At 55.1% G+C, this 14,035-nt stretch carries 13 protein-coding genes; 3 read left to right on the plus strand and 10 right to left on the minus strand.

Annotated features, from left to right (window positions below; translation table 11 throughout):
- The first annotated feature begins 428 nt into the window (after positions 1 to 428).
- Positions 429 to 1,760, plus strand: a complete 1,332-nt coding sequence (locus INT20_RS16405) for a deoxyguanosinetriphosphate triphosphohydrolase (protein ID WP_087109889.1) — start codon at positions 429 to 431, stop codon at positions 1,758 to 1,760.
- A gap of 11 nt (positions 1,761 to 1,771) precedes the next feature.
- Here INT20_RS16405 and INT20_RS16410 read toward each other — a convergent pair whose 3' ends face one another.
- From INT20_RS16410 to INT20_RS16425, 4 genes are all read right to left on the minus strand, one after another.
- Positions 1,772 to 2,680 carry a nuclease-related domain-containing protein gene (locus INT20_RS16410; RefSeq protein ID WP_192528660.1) on the minus strand — a complete coding sequence of 303 codons (909 nt, stop codon included), beginning with the start codon at positions 2,678 to 2,680 and terminating at the stop codon, positions 1,772 to 1,774.
- 57 nt (positions 2,681 to 2,737) lie between these two features.
- Positions 2,738 to 3,112: a translation initiation factor Sui1 gene (locus INT20_RS16415; RefSeq protein WP_087109893.1), complete on the minus strand. Its 375-nt coding sequence runs from the start codon at positions 3,110 to 3,112 to the stop codon at positions 2,738 to 2,740.
- Positions 3,113 to 3,114: 2 nt separating this feature from the next.
- Entirely contained in the window at positions 3,115 to 3,813 is a 699-nt protein-coding gene (locus tag INT20_RS16420) for an HAD family hydrolase (RefSeq protein ID WP_193057320.1), read from the minus strand.
- A gap of 219 nt (positions 3,814 to 4,032) precedes the next feature.
- Positions 4,033 to 4,383, minus strand: a complete 351-nt coding sequence (locus tag INT20_RS16425) for a hypothetical protein (protein WP_193057321.1) — start codon at positions 4,381 to 4,383, stop codon at positions 4,033 to 4,035.
- Positions 4,384 to 4,575: 192 nt separating this feature from the next.
- Here INT20_RS16425 and INT20_RS16430 point away from each other — a divergent pair, with 192 nt between their 5' ends.
- Positions 4,576 to 5,895: an IS4 family transposase gene (locus INT20_RS16430; protein WP_193057322.1), complete on the plus strand. Its 1,320-nt coding sequence runs from the start codon at positions 4,576 to 4,578 to the stop codon at positions 5,893 to 5,895.
- Between the two features lie 47 nt (positions 5,896 to 5,942).
- Here INT20_RS16430 and fba read toward each other — a convergent pair whose 3' ends face one another.
- The 6 genes from fba to tkt all read right to left on the minus strand — a co-directional run bounded on the left by fba (position 5,943) and on the right by tkt (position 12,493).
- Positions 5,943 to 7,007, minus strand: coding sequence for a class II fructose-bisphosphate aldolase (fba, locus tag INT20_RS16435; protein ID WP_172118906.1), 1,065 nt, complete (start codon positions 7,005 to 7,007; stop codon positions 5,943 to 5,945).
- 66 nt (positions 7,008 to 7,073) lie between these two features.
- Entirely contained in the window at positions 7,074 to 8,243 is a 1,170-nt protein-coding gene (locus tag INT20_RS16440) for a phosphoglycerate kinase (RefSeq protein ID WP_193057323.1), read from the minus strand.
- Between the two features lie 58 nt (positions 8,244 to 8,301).
- A complete protein-coding gene (locus tag INT20_RS16445) occupies positions 8,302 to 9,360 on the minus strand; it encodes a type I glyceraldehyde-3-phosphate dehydrogenase (RefSeq protein WP_193057324.1) in 1,059 nt (352 codons plus the stop codon).
- Between the two features lie 73 nt (positions 9,361 to 9,433).
- On the minus strand, positions 9,434 to 10,156 hold the full coding sequence (locus INT20_RS16450; RefSeq protein WP_193057325.1) for an LrgB family protein: 723 nt from the start codon (positions 10,154 to 10,156) through the stop codon (positions 9,434 to 9,436).
- Positions 10,146 to 10,499, minus strand: coding sequence for a CidA/LrgA family protein (locus INT20_RS16455; protein WP_087109905.1), 354 nt, complete (start codon positions 10,497 to 10,499; stop codon positions 10,146 to 10,148). The genes INT20_RS16450 and INT20_RS16455 overlap by 11 nt, the downstream gene beginning before the upstream one ends.
- A gap of 2 nt (positions 10,500 to 10,501) precedes the next feature.
- A complete protein-coding gene (gene tkt, locus INT20_RS16460) occupies positions 10,502 to 12,493 on the minus strand; it encodes a transketolase (RefSeq protein ID WP_193057326.1) in 1,992 nt (663 codons plus the stop codon).
- 264 nt (positions 12,494 to 12,757) lie between these two features.
- Between tkt and metK the strand changes: the two genes are divergently transcribed.
- Positions 12,758 to 13,978, plus strand: a complete 1,221-nt coding sequence (gene metK / locus INT20_RS16465; protein WP_193054318.1) for a methionine adenosyltransferase — start codon at positions 12,758 to 12,760, stop codon at positions 13,976 to 13,978.
- Positions 13,979 to 14,035: the final 57 nt, after the last annotated feature.

The following is a 14,035-nucleotide window of genomic DNA, read 5'->3' on the forward strand; positions in this document are numbered from 1 at the left end:
CATGCGAGAGTAGGTCATCGTCAGGCACTTATTGTGAAAAATCCCCCGGGGCTCAGGCCGCGGGGGATTTTTTTTGCATGCAGGAAAAGACAGCAAGGCACTCTTCAGCGTGATGGATCAGCCGCTACCCCAGCAGCACTTTGTGCTGCATCGCCGGCTGAAGCCAGCTCCCACAACCAGGGGCAGGCCAGCCCATAATCTACAACGCTATGGGGCGCCGTCATTCTAATGTGGGAGCTGGCTTCAGCCGGCGAAGGCGCCGCTAGGTGCCCGGGGGGAAGAGGCCACCGTACCAACTTACTCCCATCCCAGCGGGGCGGCGCATCGCTGATTGGAGTCAGCTCCTGCAATACACCCCCGGCACTGACACTCATCACTCACGCCGGACCACCGTTTGTGTCAAAATGCACTCATTAAGGAGGATTGCCATGACACAAATGCGCTGGGACCAGTTACTTTCCCCACGACGTCTGCACGATCAACGCCCGGATAACACGCGCGAAATTGGCCGTAGCCCCTTTCATAAAGACCATGACCGAATTGTTTTTTCAGGTTCCTTTCGCCGCTTGGGGCGTAAAACCCAGGTACACCCGTTAACTGAAAATGATCATATCCACACACGTTTGACTCACTCGCTGGAAGTGGGCTGTGTGGGCCGCTCTTTAGGCATGATTGTCGGTGAACTTTTACATGATCGTCTGCCAGAATGGATTACGCCTGCTGATATGGGCGTTATCGTGCAAACCGCTTGTCTGGGCCATGATATTGGTAATCCGCCTTTTGGCCATGCCGGAGAGTACGCGATCCGCGACTGGTTTCGCCGCGCACAAGGTAGCGGCCTACTGGATGGCTTGTCAGAAGCCGAGCGGGAAGACCTGCTCACGTATGAAGGCAATGCTCAGGGCTTTCGTGTTATTACTCAGATTGAATATAACCAGTTTAACGGCGGTATGCGTTTATCGGCCGCAACGCTTGGGACCTTGCTGAAATACCCCTGGACCGTACGCTATAGCGGGCGAGCAGGTAAGTTTGGCTGTTATCAGTCTGAACAGGCGCTCTTAAAAGAGGTCGCCGACGCAGTGGGTCTGCTGCCTCAGGGGGAGCAGCGCTGGTGCCGCCATCCGTTGGCTTGGCTAGTCGAAGCGGCCGATGATATCTGCTATGCCCTGCTGGACCTGGAAGATGGCCTGGAAATGGGCATTCTGCGTTATGAAGAAGTCGTGGAAATCCTTCGGCAAGTGGCTGGAGAGTTCCCGCCTGAGTATGCGGATATGGAGGATCGTCAGGTATCGCAGCGCCGACGAATCGCCCTATTGCGCGGTGCTGCCATGGAGCGAGCGGTTAACGATGTCGGTGCGGTTTTTGTTCAGCATGAACAGGCGCTGTTAAACGGCACGCTAAAAGAGGATCTGCTTGAGCTGTGCCACCCGGATTTAGGCTGGGGCGTACAAGCAGCGAAGCAGCTGGCCCGCGAGCGTATTTTCCAAAATGAGCGTAAGGCCAAACTAGAGATTGGTGCCTACACCACTCTAGGCATTCTACTGGAGGCTTTTATTGGCGCCGCTCATGAGTTGCACCATACCGGACAGTCATCCTTCAAGCATCAGCGTGTACTGGCGCTAATAGGAGAGAATACGCCGTTGCCCTCCTGGCCGCTTTACGATAGCTATCGACGCATGCTGGACTTTATCGGCGGGATGACCGACCACTATGCAGTTGATCTTGCTCAGGAGATGGGGGGGCGTTTACGCGGCGATTAAGCAATAACGCATCAGACCGATGGCTGGCGGAGATGACGTAACTCTACCAGCCTCGCCCTTTCCATTAGCAAATAAATGATCTTGTCATGGATTGGGTCGCTTAGCGTGCCAGGTTTGAGGTCAGTGAGCTGCTTGGCAAGCTGCTCTCCACTGACCACCAGCACATCGCCAGTTGCCTCGGTGATGTCAATTTCCCAGCCGGGCAATACGAGCACGCCCCGTACCGGTACCGGCACACCACAGCGTCGTTCAAGCCACTGGGTAAGCCAGCTAACGGCTTGACGTGTCTTATGAAGTGGGCGGCGCTCATGCCAATGAGGAAAGCGTAAACGCTCGCGTTCAACCGCCACGGTATTAAGCTCTCGGCCGTCTGAGCCAATGGCTAATGCACGCGCCCGCGTTTCCAGCACGAACACGCCATACGGCGTAACCACCACGTGATCGATAGTGAAACTGTCGGTTGGTACATCATGGAATACGTAGTAAGGATGCGCCTCAGGACGAATAAGCCGCTCAAGCTCTTGGCCAACCGCCAGTTCGCAAGCAAGGCCAAGTTTTAGTCGCCGGATGCGCTGGTAATCACGTATCAATAATAAGGAAAACGTTAACACAAGCAGGGTACTTAACAGGCCATAGAGTGCCCACTCCACCCAATCTTGTTGACTGACAAACAACATTCTTCCCATGCCGTATACCAGCGGGGCCAGGCTAATAATCGGACCTAAAGCACCATTTAAGAAAAGACTTGAGAAGGCTTGGTCAAGGCGATGGCGTAGTGCTTGCCCTGGTTCACGCAGTGGCGCATCAAAAGGCGACTCAACGCGCGCATCATGCAGGCTGCGCAGGGCTAATACGATGCCGCCCATCGCGGCCATGGGAAATAAAAAGATGAGCGGTAGCAGGTATTCCAGCCAAACCATTGCAGTGCCTTGCCTTTTAACGGCCTACCTTATGGCAGGCCTGATGAGAGAAACGGATTAACCGCCAGCTAGCTTAACTTGATAACCCTGCGCGGTTAGTGCTTCTCGTAACGTATCTCGATGGTCGCCTTGAATCTCAATGATGCCATCTTTGACTGCTCCTCCCGTGCCGCACCGCTTTTTAAGTGTTTTCGTCAGCGCTTTTAGTTCCGTGCTGGGCAGTGGGATACCACTAATAGTCGTAACACCTTTACCTTTACGCCCACTGGTTTCACGGCGAATGCGTACGATACCATCCAGCGCAGCAAGGCGTGCTTGCTCACTGTTTTCCTCACAGCTGCAGGCATCCAGTGCCTCACGGCACTCCGGGCACGTTTTACCATGCTCCGTTGAATATACAAGCCCACCAAGCTGGTCACGTAAAGAGGCCATTGTCACCCTCCTACTGAGCGTTGTGGCATGGGGAGGCTCCAGGCTTTTTGGTAAAGGCGCTCAATAACGGTGGGTAGCTGGTACATATTACTAATCATGATAGCGTTTTCTGGCGTCTCTTCGGCATCGGGAAAGCGATTTAAATGAATGACCGTCATCCCGGCCTCAAGTGCCGCACGAACACCCACCAGGGCGTCATCAATGGCAATACAGTCATGCGCACTATAGCCCATGATACTGGCTGCGTGCAGATGCAAACAGGGTTCAGGCTTCCAGCAATTAGCGGTGTAGCCGCTAAACAGACGATGACCAAAGTAATCGTTTAGGCCGGTGGCCTGAAGTGCCGTGCGAATTTTGGTTTCAGGACCGTTGGAAACAACGGCACTTGGATAGGCTGACAAGTTATCCAGCGCCTCTCTGGCACCAGGGATCAGTGTCAGCTCTTCAGCAAGGCGATTAGCCAGATTGGCCCGCATGGCACCTTCCATGAGGGCGAGTTGGTCAGGGTCCACTTCGCCGTAGCGTTGCTGTAACTCGGCCACAATGCGTCGGAACCGAGCGCCCCGAAACTCACCAAGATAGTCAGCTGGTACGAAGGGCAATCCTACAGCGTTTAGCCCTATCGACATTTCTTCAGCTAAAAGGGGTTCACTATCGACGAGGGTGCCATCACAGTCAAACAGCAAAAGTGGGAGCGGCATTGTGGTTCCTTGCAGCGACTTAAACGCTACCAGTGTTGGTTGAACACTACCCAATGCCTATTGAACGAGATTTTTAGGCTTTTGTGAACACTGTTTCGTAATTTTTTGTAGCTAATGCCGCAATAAACCAGTCATGCACGATGCGTTAACGAAGAAATAGCGAAAACCGGCGAGGCACCGTTATATGCCAGGTGGTATCGGCGCCCGGATCCGTTACGACTAGCGCGATAAACGGCGCGAATTGGCACTGCTACGCTGATGGTAAGGCTGCATAGCCTGACGGCTGGTGACCCACCAGGGCGTATGTTGTCCGCTGAGCATATTCAGTAACGTTTTTTGCATGGCGAAACCCGCCTCCATACTGGCTTCAAGTTTCTCCGTCACCATACGTTGGTTCTCTTTCATCATTTTTGGGCTGAAAAACGGCTGCGTTTGCCATAGCTGATTGCGTTGGTTGATCGTCGAAAGGGACGATGTCCAAAGCTCGAAGGCCATCATGCCGACTTTCCAAGCATCCATCATGGCGAAAGGGGACATGGGAATTAAGGCAGTCGGTGTCGCGTGCTTCATAAATTAGCTCCGAGGATGAACGTCTGTTCAGTGTTGGCCTCTCTATGCTGCAAAGCAATATTTATTTGTATCCGCTGCGTGTTAACCACAAAAAAGACGGCCAAATGGCCTAATGCCAGTCAGTTAAGGGTTTCATCCATTAGCTGACAATGCGATATTCCGGTATCAGTGACTTTCTGATACCGGATTTTTATGCATTTTAGTCAGGCCATTGATGCCATCGCTCGCGTTTCTCCTGAACACTTCTCCAGCCTCGCGGATGTTCTCTCCCCCGAGTTGATTGACGAATGCCTGGAACACGCCGGTGTCGCCACCTTGCGTAAACGTCGATTACCGCTTGATATGGTGGTCTGGTCGATTGTCGGCATGGCACTTTTCCGGCACATCCCGATGGGGCAAGTCGTTAATCAGCTCGATATTGTCTTGCCCGGCCAACGTCCTTTCGTGGCGCCCAGCGCCGTTGTCCAGGCACGTCAACGCCTCGGAGTGGAGGCCGTTAAACGTGTTTTCGAACAAACGCAGGCCCTCTGGCAGGAGCAAATGCCCCAGCCTCATTGGTGTGGACTCTCCCTTCTGGCGGTGGATGGCGTCGTATGGCGGACACCCGATTCGCCCGATAACCAGGCCGCCTTCGCCCGCACGCGCAATGCGCACCGTGAAGCGAGCTATCCTCAGGTCCGAATGGTGTGCCAAATGGAGTTGACAAGCCATCTGGTGACGGGCGCTGCGTTCGACAGCGTATCGACTGGCGAAGTGGCATTGACGACAGACCTGATTGCCAGTACGCCAGACCATTCATTGACGTTATTTGACCGCGGGTTTTATTCGTTGGGCCTGCTGCATGCGTGGCAGCAAGCAGGCGAACAGCGCCACTGGCTGATCCCGTTACGCAGGGGAACACAGTATGAAGAAATCTATTCGCTGGGCCGTCAGGATCGACTTGTTCGCCTGACGACATCGCCCCAGGCACGAGCGAAATGGCCAGGCTTGCCCGCGACATTAGAAGCGCGCCTGATGACTCGCAAGATCAAGGGTAAAGAGGTTCGGGTGCTGACGTCGATGACCGATCCGCTGCGCTTTCCGGCTGCTGATATCGTGGATATTTATGGCTATCGCTGGGAAATCGAGCTGGGCTACCGGGAAATGAAGCAATCGCTCCAGGGCAACCGGCTCACGCTGCGTAGTCGTACGCCGGACATGGTTCGCCAGGAATTATGGGGAACGTTGCTCGCCTACAACTTGATACGCTTTCAGATGGCCCGAATGGCCTACAGTTTGGACAGCATTCACCCAAATCAATTGAGTTTTCACCAGGCTGCCTATTTTATTATCAAAGAGTTATCGATGTTGCCGGCAGTATCGCCTGGCCGTATTCCCGAAGTGGTGAGATCGATGCTGGAGATGGCGCCTTCGTTCTTGCTACCCGATAGACGAGAAAGGTCGTACCCACGTGCTGTTCGGGCACGACCACAAAAATATACGGTCAGGAAAAAGCCAGTCAGGCTTAACTGACTGGCATTAGCCAAATGGCCGTCTTTTAACCTACGTCATACTTGAATTTATTTAACTTTCGGATCCAGCTCGCCACGCTCGTAGCGGTTGAACATCTCTTCAAGGTTGATCGGCTTGATCTTGCTGGCGTTGCCCGCGGTGCCAAAGGCTTCGTAGCGAGCGATACACAGATCGCGCATGGCGGTAACGGTTTCCTTGAGGAATTTGCGCGGATCAAACTCAGACGGATTCTGAGCCATAAAGCGACGTACGGCGCCAGTAGAGGCCAAGCGCAGGTCGGTATCGATATTGACCTTACGTACGCCGTGCTTGATGCCTTCAACGATCTCGGAAACCGGCACACCGTAGGTTTCTGGAATCTCGCCGCCGTACTGATTGATCACCTCAAGCCACTCTTGCGGTACAGAAGATGAGCCATGCATGACCAAGTGAGTATCCGGGATGCGCGCGTGGATCTCTTTGATACGCTGAATAGATAGCGTATCGCCTGTCGGCGGCTTGGTGAATTTATACGCCCCATGGCTCGTGCCGATGGCGATGGCCAAGGCATCTACGTGGGTGGCTTTAACAAACTCGGCGGCTTCTTCCGGGTCGGTCAGAAGCTGTTCCATATCCAGCTTGCCTTCCGCACCAATGCCGTCTTCTTCACCGGCCATGCCGGTTTCCAGGCTACCCAGGCAGCCCAGCTCACCCTCAACGGAAACGCCACAGGCGTGGGCCATTTCAACGGTGCGACGCGTCACATCAACGTTGTAGGCGTAGTCGGTCGGTGTTTTTCCATCTTCACCCAGCGAGCCATCCATCATGACCGATGAGAAACCCAGCTGAATAGAGCGCTGGCACACCGCGGGGCTGGTGCCATGGTCCTGGTGCATAACTACCGGGATATGTGGGAACTCTTCAACGGCGGCCAGAATCAGGTGGCGCAGGAAAGGTGCGCCTGCGTATTTACGCGCGCCTGCAGAGGCTTGAACGATAACTGGCGAATCGGTCGCATCAGCTGCTTCCATGATGGCGCGCATCTGCTCAAGGTTATTAACGTTGAACGCCGGAATACCGTAGCCATATTCGGCAGCGTGGTCGAGCATCTGACGCATGCTGATCAAAGCCATGGGGTCACCTTCTTTAGTTATCAGTGTGAACGAGTGCGAAAATATGCAGGTTCAATTCGTTTAATGTTAACCGCGTTTGGCGGCTGCTTCGAGCGCGGCAACGGCAGGCAGCTGCTTGCCCTCAACATATTCAAGGAAAGCACCGCCCCCGGTTGAGATATACGAGACGCGATCCGCAATCGCATATTTATCGATGGCTGCTAACGTATCACCCCCGCCTGCAATAGAAAATGCATTGCTATCGGCAATGGCCTGGGAGATAACTTCCGTGCCTTTACCAAACTGGTCAATCTCAAATACACCCACTGGGCCATTCCATAAAATGGTGCCCGCGTCTTTGAGCATGCTGGCCAAATGCGCCGCTGTTTCAGGGCCAATATCCAGAATCATTTCATCGTCGTTAACCTGGTCGACAGGCTTAACCACCGCATCGGCTGATTCAGAAAACTCGGTCGCCACGACAACGTCGGTTGGTAATGGAATGGAGACCTTTTCCATCAGTGCCTTCGCTTGGGAAACCAGGTCGGCTTCATAGAGCGATTTGCCCACATTATAGCCTGCTGCGGCAATAAAGGTGTTGGCAATGCCGCCACCCACGATCAGTTGATCGCACTTATCCGATAGCGAATTAAGCACATCAAGTTTGGTAGAGACTTTGGAGCCGCCCACAATCGCAGCCATGGGGCGCGCCGGATTGGCCAAGGCTTTTTCAAGCGCATCGAGCTCTTGCGCCAACAGTGGGCCCGCACACGCGCTTGGTGCAAAGCGAGCAACGCCGTGGGTAGAGGCCTGAGCGCGATGGGCGGTGCCAAAGGCATCCATTACAAATACATCACATAGCGCCGCGTACTGTTTGGCGAGCTGTTCTGCGTCTTTCTTTTCGCCTACGTTAAAGCGAACGTTTTCAAGCAACGCGACCTGACCATTTTCAAGTGTCGGTGGTGTCTCAAGGTAGTCGCTGATCAGCTCGACCGTTTGGCCTAGCAGGTCGCTTAAATGTTTGGCCACCGGGGCGAGTGAGAACTCATCAGAGGGGTCACCTTCGGTTGGGCGACCAAGGTGACTCATCAGCATGACTTTAGCGCCCGCTTTCATCGCCGCCTGAATGGTAGGCAGCGCCGCTTTCAGACGTGCGTCGCTTGAGACATTGCCGTGCTTAATCGGCACGTTCAGGTCTTCGCGAATCAGCACGCGTTGCCCTTCCAAAGGCAGATCCATCATTTTTTGCACGTTCATGTGAGCGGTTTCCTCGTCTTCCGGCGGTGAATCGGGTAGTGATAGTTAGCCGATACGACTAAGCGGCGCGATCTCGGGAAAGCACGGCTAACCGTTGGGCAATATCGAGCATGCGGTTTGCAAAGCCCCACTCGTTATCAAACCAACATAAAAGCTTGATAAGGCGTTTTCCAGCGACGCGGGTTTGGGTCGCATCGAAAATGCCGGAATGTGGGTCATGATTAAAATCAATGGAGGCCATGGGCGCTTCGGTGTAGCCCAGCACGCCCGTAAGACGCTGCTGGCTAGCGTGATGCAGCAGGTTATTGATTTCCTGGGCGCTGGTGTCGTGACGCACGGTCAGTGCGGCATCCATCGCCGACACATTAATGGTGGGAACGCGGACGTGTAAACACTCAAATCGGCCTTCCAGATGTGGCATCAAACGGCTGATGCCGCGCGCAAGCCCTGTGTCCACCGGCACAATGGACTGCATGGCCGAGCGCGTCAGGCGCAGATCAGTTTGATGGTAAGCATCGATCACTGGCTGATCGTTCATCGCAGAGTGAATGGTCGTGGTTACCCCGTGCTCCAGTCCCAGCGTTTCGTCGAGCACGGTAAGCAAAGGAACCAAACAGTTGGTGGTACAAGAGGCCGCCGATAGGATGCGCTGAGAGAGTGTCAGCTCGTGCTGATTAATTCCCCACACGATCGTTGCATCGACATCGTTTTCCGCTGGCTGTGAAAACAGCAGGCGCTTTGCGCCAGCACTTAGATGCTGCTCGGCTGTCGCGCGATCTTTAAAACTACCTGAGCACTCAAGAACTAGATCAACCTTCAGCGCTTTCCACGGAAGTTGGCGTGGATCTTTTTCACATAGCACCTGAATGCGCTGTCCGTTGACCACTAACGCTTCACCGTCATTCTCGACGTTTCCTGGAAAGCGACCATGAGTCGTGTCGTAACGGGTCAGGTAGGTAATCGTCGCCAGGTCAGAAAGCTCATTGATAGCGACGACCTCAAGACGCGAGTCGCCACGTTCAATCAGTGCCCGCAATACGCACTGGCCAATACGCCCATAACCATTAATGGCGATGCGATAGGTAGGAGCAGCGTGTGTAGAGGCAGATGTAGCCATGTAAGAAAGCGGCTCTTGGAAGGTGAATCAGTGACCGTCAATAAATAAAAAACATTCGCAATAATAGCGTATTTCAACCGCCTGCGCCTATCAGATGCCAAGCGAAAGGCAGCATCAGGGCAGTGAAAATGCCGGTAAGACTCATCCCAAGAGAGGCAAAGGCGCCTGCGGCCGGGCTGATTTCAAACGCTCTTACCGTTCCGATCGCATGGCCGTTTAGCCCCAGCGCAAAGCCGATAATGCGCTCGTCTTCAATGTTTAAAAAGCGTGCAGCAAGGCTGACGAACGCGGCGGTAGCAACGCCGGTAATCAGCAGTGCGCCCAACAAGAGCGCCACCGAGCCGCCAATCTGCTCGGTAATGCCAATCGCGATAGGCGCCGTTACGGACTTTGCCGCAATAGAGGCGAGAATAAGGGGTGAGCTACCCAACACCCAGGCAATTAGCAGGGCGTAGCAAGCCGCAAGCGTGGCTGCAATCGGCAGGCAGATAGTAAGAGGTCGCCATAGTGCCCGAATATGCGGCAACTGCTGATAAAGCGGCATACCCAACGCGACGGTCGCGGGCCCTAACAAAAAGGTCAGCCAAGCGGCATCCTGCCGATAGGTGTCATACGGCAGGCCAATGGCGGCAAGCGTGGCAGCAAGCAGAAGTGCAGCGATCAAAATAGCCGGTAGCCAGGTCGGCTTTTTTAATCGTTTGAAAATCAGGTTACCCAACAAAAACGCCGCTAACGTTAGCCCAACGGCAAACAGCGGCGTCGTACTTAAGGTGCTTAGCAGGGCATTAGCGGGCATGCATTTTTTCCATCAGGCGCTTAAGTAGCCACAGCGTGGTGGTCACGCTTAATAGCGTACCCACAATCAGCGCACAAAGAATGGCTAGCCACTGGCCTGCAAGCTCATCAAGAATAAAAAACACGCCCACCACGCCCGGCATAATCAGCATGGCAAGCAGGCCGATTAATGGCTGCGCTGCGGCGGCGATTGTCGAGGGGACTCGTCCCCAAACGGCTAGCGTTGCGGTTAATAACAGCATACCGACAACGCCGGATGAAACCGGAAGGCCGGTAAAGTAAACCGTTACTTCACCGATCAACCAGTAACTCACTAGCCATAAAAAGCCATTAAGTGCAGGCATTGTTAGCCAAGCAGTTCATTGGCATTTTTGAGGATATTCTCAACCGTAAAGCCGAAGTGCTTGAACAGCTCACCCGCGGGGGCGGATTCGCCGAACGTGGTCATGCCGATCACACGGCCGTCCAGACCCACATACTTGTGCCAGTAGTCGGCATGTGAGGCTTCAATGGCAATGCGCTTGGTGACCGCCCTGGGCAGTACGCTTTCCCGGTACTCGGCGTCCTGACCGTTGAAGCGGTAGGTCGACGGCATGGAGACCACGCGTACTGCTTTGCCCTGCTTTTCAAGCTCGGCGGCAGCGTCCATGGCCAGCCCCACTTCCGAACCGGTGGCAATCAGGATCAGCTCGGGCGTACCGTCGCTGTCTTTTAGCACGTAACCACCACGCTGAATGGAAGCCAGTTGGGCTTTGGTGCGCGCCTGGTGCGGCAGGTTCTGACGCGACAGGATCAGCGCCGTGGGGCCAGAGTGACGCTTGATGGCCGCATCCCAGGCGGCGGCGGTTTCCACGGCGTCACACGGGCGCCAGGTGTTCAGGTTCGGCGTCGTGCGCAGGCTGGTCAGCTGCTCGATGGGCTGGTGGGTCGGGCCATCTTCTCCCAGGCCAATGGAGTCATGGGTAAATACGTAGATCGCCTGCTGACCCATTAACGCCGCCATGCGAACCGCGTTGCGCATGTACTCCATGAAGATCAGGAAGGTTGCACCGTACGGGACAAAACCACCGTGCAGGGCGATACCGTTCATTACCGCGCCCATGCCGAACTCACGTACGCCATAGTGCAGGTAGTTACCGCTGGCATCTTCCGGCGTAATCGCTTTGGCACCCTTCCAGAAGGTCAGGTTGGACGGCGCAAGGTCCGCACTGCCGCCGAGCAGTTCCGGCATTTTCGGACCAATCACGTTAAGCGCTTCCAGCGACGCTTTACGGGTGGCGATGCTGGCGCCTTTTTCCTGGGCCTGCTCGATGAGGGCTTCGGTCGGTATTTCAGCCGGCAGTTGGCCTTTCATGCGGCGCTTGAATTCCTGCGCCTCGGCCGGGAACGCCTCGGCATAGCGGGCAAAGCGCTTTTCCCATTCCTGCTGGCGGGTTTTACCTGCTTCACGCGCATCCCAGCCAGCGTACACGGGCTCGGGAATATGGAACGGCGCGTGGGGCCAGTCCAACTGCTTGCGTGCCAGGGCAACTTCTTCTTCGCCCAACGGCGCGCCGTGCGACTCTTCCTTGCCCTGCTTGTTGGGTGCACCGAAACCGATAATCGTTTTACAGATAATCAGGCTGGGCTTGTCATCGTTCTGTTTGGCAAGTGCAATGGCGGCCTGGATCTCTTCCGGCTTGTGACCATCGACATTGGGCACCACGTGCCAGCCGTAGGCTTCAAAGCGTTTGGCGGTATCGTCGGTAAACCAGCCTTCCACTTCCCCATCAATCGAAATGCCGTTGTCGTCATAGAGCGCAATCAGCTTGCCCAGCTGCTGAGTACCCGCCAGCGACGCCGCCTCATGGGAAATACCTTCCATCAGGCAGCCGTCACCCAAAAAGCACCAGGTGTGGTGATCGACAATGGTGTGGCCCGAGCGGTTGAACTGCGCTGCCAGGGTTTTTTCGGCAATCGCAAAGCCGACCGCGTTGGCAAACCCCTGACCGAGCGGGCCGGTGGTGGTTTCGATGCCGGGCGCGTAGCCAAATTCCGGATGGCCGGCGGTGGGCGAGTGCAACTGCCGGAAGTTTTGAAGCTGTTCCAGACTTAACTCATAGCCGCTTAAGTGCAGCAGAGAGTAGAGCAGCATTGAGCCGTGGCCATTGGACAGCACGAACCGGTCACGATCGGCCCACGTTGGGTCTTCGGGGTTGTGCTTGAGGTGGTCATTCCACAGCACCTCGGCGATATCAGCCATGCCCATGGGGGCGCCAGGGTGGCCGGACTTGGCCTTCTGAACAGCATCCATGGAAAGGGCGCGAATGGCATTGGCCAGCTCAAAACGGGACGGCATGGGGTGCTCCTCGCCTGAAAACGGAAATAATGAAGGCGCTATTGTCGCTGACTTCCCCTGTTGCGGCAAATGCGGCGGCAAATGTAGCGGCAAATTATAGGCCACATTCTGGGAAGAACTCTCAACAGCGTGTAGACTCTGCCTCCCGAAGCGGTGGTCAACCTGGTAAGGCCGCTTCCTTATATGGGCAGGGAACCTCCTGCCGTGATTTCCTGCTGATGCTGCGAGTAGTGAGCAGCTGTCATACAGAGGGTCGAGAGCGCGATGAGCGAATATTCCCTGTTTACCTCGGAGTCTGTCTCCGAAGGTCATCCCGATAAAATTGCCGACCAGATTTCGGATGCGGTGCTGGATGCTATTATCGCCCGGGATAAACAGGCACGGGTTGCTTGTGAAACCATGGTGAAAACCGGTGTAGCAATTATCGCTGGTGAAATTACTACCTCGGCGTGGGTGGATCTGGAAACGCTGGTACGCGACGTGATTACCGACATCGGTTACACCTCTTCCCACGTTGGCTTTGATGGCGCGACATGTGGCGTGATTAACCTGATCGGCAAGCAGAGTGTTGAAATTGCCCAGGGCGTTGACCGTACCAAGCCAGAAGACCAGGGCGCTGGTGACCAGGGCCTGATGTTTGGTTACGCGACCAACGAAACCGATTCGTTTATGCCTGCGCCGATCCACTACTCGCATCGTTTGGTTGAGCGTCAGGCTGAACTGCGCAAAAACGGTCTGTTGCCGTGGCTACGCCCGGATGCCAAAAGCCAGGTGACCTTCCGCTATAACGAACAGGGCCAACCCTGTGGCGTTGATGCGGTGGTGCTTTCCACCCAGCACGACCCTGAGATTGATCAGGAAGACCTGCGTAAAATGGTCAAGCGCGAAATCATCGAACAGGTGATTCCGGCTGAATGGCTCAATGAAAATACCCAGTACCACATCAACCCAACCGGTAAGTTTGTGATTGGTGGCCCGGTAGGTGACTGTGGCTTAACCGGCCGCAAGATCATCGTTGACACCTACGGCGGTATGGCACGCCATGGCGGCGGTGCGTTCTCGGGCAAAGACCCTTCAAAAGTCGACCGTAGTGCGGCCTATGCGGGCCGTTACGTGGCCAAGAACGTGGTGGCGGCAGGTCTTGCCGATAAGTGCGAGATTCAGGTTTCCTACGCGATTGGTGTCGCGGAGCCGACCTCCGTTGCTATCGATACCTTCGGCACCGGCAAAATTGACGATGCCCGGATTGTTGAGCTGGTGAACGAGCACTTTGATCTGCGCCCCTACGCGATCACCAAAATGCTCGACCTGCTGCACCCGATGTATCAGCTGACGGCTGCCTACGGCCACTTTGGTCGGGCACCGTTCGAGCACAGCTACACCTGGAGCGACGATAAAGGCGAACAGCACACTGAGACCTTTACCGCCTTCCCTTGGGAGAAGACCGATAAAGCCGATGCGCTGCGTAAGGCCGCTGGTTTGTAAGATATTCGCTAGGCGGTTTGTAAGAGAACGCCCCTTTGGCTCTGCCAGGGGGCGTTT

This window comes from Halomonas citrativorans (assembly GCF_014898005.1).
GTDB classification, from domain to species: Bacteria; Pseudomonadota; Gammaproteobacteria; order Pseudomonadales; family Halomonadaceae; genus Vreelandella; species Vreelandella citrativorans.

Bases quoted from the DNA above. Each gene is read 5' to 3' on its own strand.
- INT20_RS16405 (WP_087109889.1), top strand. From the start codon at position 429: ATGACACAAATGCGCTGGGACCAGTTACTTTCCCCACGACGTCTGCAC.
- INT20_RS16410 (WP_192528660.1), bottom strand. From the start codon at position 2,680: ATGGTTTGGCTGGAATACCTGCTACCGCTCATCTTTTTATTTCCCATG.
- INT20_RS16415 (WP_087109893.1), bottom strand. From the start codon at position 3,112: ATGGCCTCTTTACGTGACCAGCTTGGTGGGCTTGTATATTCAACGGAG.
- INT20_RS16420 (WP_193057320.1), bottom strand. From the start codon at position 3,813: ATGCCGCTCCCACTTTTGCTGTTTGACTGTGATGGCACCCTCGTCGAT.
- INT20_RS16425 (WP_193057321.1), bottom strand. From the start codon at position 4,383: ATGAAGCACGCGACACCGACTGCCTTAATTCCCATGTCCCCTTTCGCC.
- INT20_RS16430 (WP_193057322.1), top strand. From the start codon at position 4,576: ATGCATTTTAGTCAGGCCATTGATGCCATCGCTCGCGTTTCTCCTGAA.
- fba (WP_172118906.1), bottom strand. From the start codon at position 7,007: ATGGCTTTGATCAGCATGCGTCAGATGCTCGACCACGCTGCCGAATAT.
- INT20_RS16440 (WP_193057323.1), bottom strand. From the start codon at position 8,243: ATGAACGTGCAAAAAATGATGGATCTGCCTTTGGAAGGGCAACGCGTG.
- INT20_RS16445 (WP_193057324.1), bottom strand. From the start codon at position 9,360: ATGGCTACATCTGCCTCTACACACGCTGCTCCTACCTATCGCATCGCC.
- INT20_RS16450 (WP_193057325.1), bottom strand. From the start codon at position 10,156: ATGCCCGCTAATGCCCTGCTAAGCACCTTAAGTACGACGCCGCTGTTT.
- INT20_RS16455 (WP_087109905.1), bottom strand. From the start codon at position 10,499: ATGCCTGCACTTAATGGCTTTTTATGGCTAGTGAGTTACTGGTTGATC.
- tkt (WP_193057326.1), bottom strand. From the start codon at position 12,493: ATGCCGTCCCGTTTTGAGCTGGCCAATGCCATTCGCGCCCTTTCCATG.
- metK (WP_193054318.1), top strand. From the start codon at position 12,758: ATGAGCGAATATTCCCTGTTTACCTCGGAGTCTGTCTCCGAAGGTCAT.